This window comes from Streptomyces hainanensis (genome assembly GCF_004348415.1).
Classification (GTDB): Bacteria; Actinomycetota; Actinomycetes; order Streptomycetales; family Streptomycetaceae; genus Streptomyces; species Streptomyces hainanensis.
In genome coordinates this window covers 1-6,391 of sequence record NZ_SMKI01000449.1, presented here as the reverse complement: position 1 = coordinate 6,391, position 6,391 = coordinate 1, and the positions used below count along the sequence as shown (strand labels likewise).

Annotated in this window: 6 protein-coding genes; 4 read left to right on the top strand and 2 right to left on the bottom strand. The window is 75.9% G+C overall.

The features are described from left to right. From E1283_RS29735 to E1283_RS29725, 3 genes are read left to right on the top strand one after another with little or no spacing between them, the layout of a single operon-like run. Entirely contained in the window at positions 1-1,002 is a 1,002-nt protein-coding gene (locus E1283_RS29735; protein ID WP_132821264.1) for an ABC transporter ATP-binding protein, read from the top strand. Continuing rightward, positions 999-1,754 carry an ABC transporter permease gene (locus tag E1283_RS29730; protein ID WP_132821263.1) on the top strand — a complete coding sequence of 252 codons (756 nt, stop codon included), beginning with the start codon at positions 999-1,001 and terminating at the stop codon, positions 1,752-1,754. Before E1283_RS29735 ends, E1283_RS29730 begins: the two co-directional genes overlap by 4 nt. Continuing rightward, entirely contained in the window at positions 1,751-3,670 is a 1,920-nt protein-coding gene (locus E1283_RS29725) for a TOMM precursor leader peptide-binding protein (RefSeq protein ID WP_132821262.1), read from the top strand. The genes E1283_RS29730 and E1283_RS29725 overlap by 4 nt, the downstream gene beginning before the upstream one ends. 76 nt (positions 3,671-3,746) lie before the next feature. Here the strand turns inward: E1283_RS29725 and E1283_RS29720 are convergent, their stop codons facing one another. Continuing rightward, a complete protein-coding gene (locus E1283_RS29720; protein WP_132821261.1) occupies positions 3,747-3,923 on the bottom strand; it encodes a thiazolylpeptide-type bacteriocin in 177 nt (58 codons plus the stop codon). Positions 3,924-4,075: 152 nt separating this feature from the next. Between E1283_RS29720 and E1283_RS29715 the strand changes: the two genes are divergently transcribed. Next, positions 4,076-5,395, top strand: a complete 1,320-nt coding sequence (locus E1283_RS29715; protein ID WP_132821260.1) for an amidohydrolase — start codon at positions 4,076-4,078, stop codon at positions 5,393-5,395. Here E1283_RS29715 and E1283_RS29710 read toward each other — a convergent pair. Continuing rightward, the gene (locus tag E1283_RS29710) at positions 5,336-6,331 is read right to left on the bottom strand and encodes a helix-turn-helix domain-containing protein (protein WP_243745195.1); all 996 of its coding nucleotides are present in this window, start codon (positions 6,329-6,331) and stop codon (positions 5,336-5,338) included. The genes E1283_RS29715 and E1283_RS29710 overlap by 60 nt on opposite strands. Positions 6,332-6,391: the final 60 nt, after the last annotated feature.

Genomic DNA, 6,391 nt, shown 5'->3' with positions numbered 1-6,391 from the left:
GTGCCCCACCCACCCGAGACCGGCGGCGAGGCACCGCCGCCGGCCGTCGTCCTGGACGACGTGCGCAAGAGCTACGGGGCCGTCCGGGCCGTGGACGGCATCTCGTTCACCATCGCCCGGGGCGAGTTCTTCGGCCTGCTCGGCCCGAACGGCGCCGGCAAGACCACCCTGATCGAGATCATGGAGGGCCTGCGGCAGGCCGACTCCGGCCGGGTCACCGTGCTCGGCGCCCGGCCCTGGCCGCGGGACACCGCGCTGCTGCCCAGGCTGGGCGTGCAGACCCAGTCCTCGGCGTTCTTCGTCCGGCTCACCGCGGCCGAGCACCTGCGGACGGTGGCGGCGCTCTACCGCGCCGACCGGGCGGCCGTCGACCGGACCCTGGGCACCGTCGGCCTCACCGAGCAGGCCGACGTCCGCGTCGAGGACCTGTCGGGCGGCCAGCGGCAGCGCCTCGCCATCGCCTCGGCGCTGGTCCACGACCCCGAGCTGATCTTCCTCGACGAGCCCACCGCGGCCCTCGACCCGCAGGCCAGGCGCGGCCTGTGGCGGGTGCTGAGCGACCTGAAGCGGGCCGGCCGCACCATCGTCTACACCACCCACCACCTGGACGAGGCCGAGGCGCTCTGCGACCGGGTGGCGATCGTGGCGGGCGGCCGGGTGACCGCCCTCGACACCCCCAGCCGGCTGGTGGCCCAGAGCACGTCGGCGACCAGGCTGCTGGTGCCGGCCGAGCGTCTCACGGTGGCCGCGGCCGCCGCGCTGCCCGGCGTCCGGCACGCCGAACTCGACGGCGACGTCGTGGTGTTGGAGACGCTGGACGCCGGCCCCCTGCTGGCCGAGATCGCCGAGGTCGCCGGCCTCCAGGGCGTGCGGACCCGCACCGCCAGCCTGGAGGACGTCTACCTGCGCCTGACCGACCAACTCGGCGACGACCGCGCGACCGACGACCGCCCGACCGACGACCGCCCGGCGGACGAGCCCATCGAACGGAGCACCACGTGAGCGCCTTCGCCGCGCTGGGCGAGGCCGGCTACCGCGCCTACACCCGGGACAAAACGACCCTGTTCTTCACCTTCGCCTTCCCGATGCTGTTCCTCGTCGTCTTCGGGTTGATCTTCAGCGGTCAGGACGTCGAACAGAGCGGCCGGCCCTACATCAGCTACATCGCGCCCGGCGTGCTGTCCTGGGGCGTGGCCAACGCGGCCGTGTTCGGCGTCGGCTTCACGCTGATGCAGTGGCGCCGGGACGACATCCTGCGGCTGATCAGGATGACCCCGACCCCGCTGTCCGCGATCCTCGGCTCGCGCTACGTGCTGGCCGTCGGCATCGGCGTGGTGCAGGGCGTGGTGTTCGTGGCGGTGGCGCTGCTGCCGATGTTCGGCCTCGAACTCTCCGGCGGCTGGCCGCTGGCGGTGCCGCTGCTGGTGCTCGGCGTGACGGCCTTCCTGGCGCTCGGCGCCATCGTCGGCTCCTTCTGCCGCACCCCGGAGGCGGTGGCGGCGGTCGCCAACTGCCTGATGGTGCCGATGGCGTTCCTCTCCGGCTCGTTCTACCCGCTGGACGCCATGCCGTCCTGGCTCCAGACGGTGTCCGTGGTGCTGCCGCTGCGCCACCTCAACGACGGGATCTCGGCCGCCCTGACCGGCTCGGGCTCCGGCTCGGACATGGGGCTGGCCGCCGCCGGACTCGTCGCGTTCGCGGCCGTGTTCGGCGCCGTCGCCTTCCGCACCTTCCGCTGGAGCGACCGGACGTGACGACGACCACCGCCATCGTGCCGCCCCCGCCCCTGGAGGCCGCCAGCGGCCGGCTCCAGTCGGCGCTGCGGGCCCGCTGGGCGGCGGCCGGCCGCCCGGGCCCCGAGCCCGTGGTCGTGCCGCTCGGCGCGGCCGACGTGCTCGCCACCGACGCCACGGCCGACCCGCACGCCGCCGCCCGCCCCGGCGCCCGGTTCCACCTCACCTCCCGGGCGGTGCTCCTCGGCCCGTGGGGCGGAACGCGCGCCGCCTGCGGCCGGTGCCTCGGCATGCGCTGGCAGCGGCTGCGCACCCGCTCCGAGCGCGAGGCGCTGGAGGCCGGCACGACCGAGCCCACCGGCGCCGCCGGCTGGCCGGTGCTCACCCCGCACGCCGCCGACGCCGTGTGGGCGGCGGCCCGCGCCGTCGCCGAACGCGCCACGGCCGGCGAGGAGTTGCCCCGGGTCACCCGGGTCGACCTGGGCACCCTCGCCCTGGTGAGCCTCCCGCTGCTGCCCGAACCGCTCTGCCCGCACTGCGTCACCCCGCGCCCCGACCGCCCGGCGGACGGACTGCCGCCGCTGACCGACGCGCCCAAGCCGGCGCCCGACACCTACCGGGTGCGCTCCGCCGCCTCGTTCGCCCTGCCCGACGCGGCACTCGCCAACCCGGTCTGCGGCGTGCTCGGCGCCCGCACCCACCTCAACCCGGCGTCCACCACCACCGCGCCCATCTCGGGCAGCAACTTCGTCCGCGGCTACGCCGGCCTCAACGACGTCACCTGGAGCGGTCAGGGCGACCGCTACGCCATCAGCCGCACCCTCGCCTACCTGGAGGGACTCGAACGCTACGCGGGCACCCACAACCGGCGCGGCCTCACCCCGGTCACCGCCTCCTACCGGGAACTGCTCGCCGACCCGGACCGGGGCGCGGTCCTCGACCCGGCCGACTGCGGCACGTACCCGCCCGAGACCTACCGGGACGACCCGCTGCTCTCCCCGTTCGACCCGGACCGCCCGATCCCCTGGCTGCACGGCTGGTCGCTGCGCGACGAGCGGCCGATCCTGGTGCCGGCGCGGTTCGTCCACTACGGGGCCGGCGTCGAGGCCGACAACTTCGTCTTCGAGTGCTCCAACGGCTGTGCCACCGGCGGCCATCCGGCCGAGGCGGTGCTCCACGGGCTGCTCGAACTCGTCGAGCGCGACGCGTTCCTCGTCGCCTGGTACGGGCGGGCGCGGGCCCCCAGGATCGACCTGTCGACCTGCCGCGACAGCGGGATCAGGGCCGCCCTCGACCGGGCCGCGCTGCTCGGCTACGACGTGCACGCCTTCGACACCAGGGCCGACCTGGCGGTGCCGGTGGTCACCGCGCTCGCCGTGCGGCGGGACGGCGGCCCCGGGCTGCTGTCGTTCGGCGCGGCGGCCGGCTTCGACCCGGAACAGACGGTCGCCGGCGCGCTCAGCGAGGTGCTGACGTACATCCCGCACCTGCCGTTCCAGGTCCGCGAACGGCGGGCCGAACTGGAGGCGATGGCCGAGGACTTCGGCCTGGTGCGGCAGCTGAAGGACCACGCCCAGCTGTACGGGCTGCCCCGGATGGCCCGGCACGCGGCGGCGTTCCTCGAACCCTCCCCCGCCCGGCCGATCACCGAGGTCTTCGCCGACTGGGAGACGGTGCGGCCGCGCACCACCGACCTGCTGGACGATCTGGCGCGGCTGCGCGACGAGTTGGTCGGCGCCGGGCACGACGTCATCGCCGTCGACCAGACCGCGCCCGAGCAGCGGGCGGCCGGCCTCGCCACGGTGGCCACCGTCGTCCCCGGGCTGCTGCCACTGGACTTCGGCTGGCACCGGCAACGCGCCCTGCGGATGCCCAGGTTGCGCCGGGTCGGCGGCCCGGCGGCCGGAAACGACCCCGCGCCGCACCCCTTCCCCTGACCCGGTTCGCCGGGGCGAGGGGGCTGTGAACGCGGGGGGTGCGGCGCGGGATCGCGATCCCGGCGGTGGGTCGGAATCAGGCGCTGCAGGAGGTGGTGCTGGTGGTGCTGGAGCAGGTGGAGGTCGAGGAGCAGGAGGTCGAGCCGGCGAGGACGACCTCGGCCTCGTCCGAGTAGTCGGAGATCTCGAAGGTCTCCGACTCCAGCTCCAGGATCTCGTCGGCGAGGGTGGCGAGCTCGGGCTTCTTGGACATGGTTCCTCCTCGGGGGAAACGTGCGGGCGCCGGATGCTTCCGGCGGTGGCCCGGCACGGACCCATTCCAGCGCCGGCCACTGGCAACCGGCCCCCGCTTCCGCTGTCAGCCCGCTGACACCTCCTGTCAGCGGACCGAAGGAGAGGAACCGCATGGCCGTCCCGCCCGACGTGCTCAGGGCCGCCGTCGAGCTGTACCTGGAACTCCACACCCACCCCGAGCCGTCGGGCGCCGAGGAGCGGACCGCGGCCCGGCTCGCCGACTGGCTGCGCGCCGACGGCTACCGGGTCCACACCGGGCTCGGCGGCCACGGCGTGGCAGGGGTGCTGCGCCGCGGCACGGGCCCCACGGTGCTGCTGCGCGCCGAGTTGGACGCGCTGCCGGTCACGGAGCGGACCGGGCTGCCGTACGCCAGCGAGGTGCCGGGCGTGATGCACGCCTGCGGCCACGACCTGCACCTGGCCGCGCTGGCCGGCGCGGCCCGCCTGCTGGCCCGGGCGACCGCCGGCTGGCGCGGCACCGTGGTGGTGGTCGGGCAGCCGGCCGAGGAGACGCTGACGGGGGCGCGCGCCCTGCTGGGCGACGGCCTCTACGAGCGCTGCGGCGTGCCGGACACGGTGCTCGCCCAGCACGCCGCCCCGCTGCCCGCCGGCACCGTGGCGCACGCCGGGGGCGCCGTGCTGGCCGGCAGCCGCACGCTGGAGGCCGTGCTGCACGGCTCGGGCGGCCACGGCGGCACCCCGCACCTCACGGTGGACCCGGTGGTGGCCGCGGCCGCCGCCGTGCTGCGGCTCCAGGCCGTGGTGTCGCGCGAGACGGCACCGGCCGAGCAGGCGGTGCTGACCGTCGGCCGGCTGCGCGCCGGCGAGTTGGCCAACGTGGTGCCGGACCGGGCCGAACTCGCGTTGAGCCTGCGGGCGTTCGGCGAGGAGACGCTGGACCGGATGGCGGCGGCCACCCGTCGGGTGCTGCGCGCCGAGAGCGACGCGTCGGGCTGCCCGCGGCCCCCGGAGATCACCGAGGTCGGCCGCTCCCCCGCGCTCGTCCCGGACGCCGCGCTGACGGCGGCCGTCCGCGGCGCGCACGCGGACGTGCTCGGCGCCGGCCGGGTGCTGGAGTGGCAACCGGCCACGGCCACCGAGGACTTCCCGTGGTTCGGCCCGGCCGGGGCCGCGCTGCACGGCGGCGAGCACGTGCGCCTCGCGTACTGGATGCTGGGCACGGTGCCGGCCGCCCGCTGGCGCGCCGCGCTCGCCCCCGGTGGGGAGCCGCTGCCGTCCAACCACTCGCCGGCCTTCGCGCCGGACGTCAGGACGGCGCTGCCCACCGGCGTCCGGGCACTGGAGCTGGCCGCCCGCCACGCGCTGGGCGCCGGCCCCGCGCCCGGCGCCGGCCCCGCGCCGGGCGCCGCCTCAGATCCAGCCGCGCTCGCGGGCCAACAGGGCGGCCTGGGCCCGGGACGACGCTCCTAGCCTGCGCATGACATCCGCAATGTGACGTCGATAGGTGCGCACCGAGACGCCGAGGTCGCGGGCGCCGGTCTCGTCCTTGCCGACCGTGCACATCAGGGCCAGCACCCGCAGCTCCGTCTCGGCGAGGCCGGTGCCGCGGTCCGCCGGGTCGCGGAGCGCGAGCGGGACGTCCTCAGCCTGCTCCCAGATCCGCTCGAAGAGGCCGACCAGGCTGGCCACCAGCACCCCGCCGTGCACCACCAGGGCACCGCGGGTGTCGTTGCGCGGGTCGAGCGGCATCAGGGCGGCCCGGCGGTCGTAGACGACGACGTGGTCGGACATCTCCTCGGCGACCCTGATCCGGGCGCCGCGCGAGGCGAGTTCGCCGAGGTAGCCGGCGGTCGGCTGGTGTTCGAGCGCGTCGCCCCGCACCACCACCCGCCGCCGCACCCCACGGCTCAGCGCCCGGAAGTCGCGGGCCCCGCACTGCCCGACCTGTTCGGCGGAGAGCCGCACCCGGGGCTCGGCCGAGACGATCTCCTCGCGGGCGAAGAAGGCGAGGTCGTCCATCCGGCCGCGTATCTCGCTGGAGTCGTCGAGCTGTTCGACGCCCTGGGCGGCGGCCGGCCGCCGGTCCGTCTCCGCGCGTAGCGTGGCCAGCACGTGCCGGTACTGGGTGACGCGGTGCATCTCCTCGTAGATCTCACGCAACCGCAGCTCGGCGAGGCGGGCCAGCGCGGTCTCCGGATCGGTGGCGACGAGGCGCCCGGTGGTGTCGCCGGGTCTGAGCAGGCCGAGCCGGATCAGCCTGGCCAGCGCCGCGCCGGCCTCCTCGCAGCCGACGCGCAGCAGCACGTGAAGGTGGTCGGCGCGGGTCTCCGGGTGGCGGAGGAAGTGGCGGTACACCGCCTCCTCGACCTCGGAAACGCCGAAGTCCGCCATCTCGTTGGTCTGCACGTCTGACACTCCTGGTCGGGGAGCCCGGGGGACACGGGCGAGGGGGGACGGTGGGGGCAG

What these genes read in the sequence shown, in the direction of transcription:
- E1283_RS29720 (WP_132821261.1), bottom strand. Translation starts at nt 3,923, where the DNA reads ATGTCCAAGAAGCCCGAGCTCGCCACCCTCGCCGACGAGATCCTGGAG.
- E1283_RS29715 (WP_132821260.1), top strand. Translation starts at nt 4,076, where the DNA reads ATGGCCGTCCCGCCCGACGTGCTCAGGGCCGCCGTCGAGCTGTACCTG.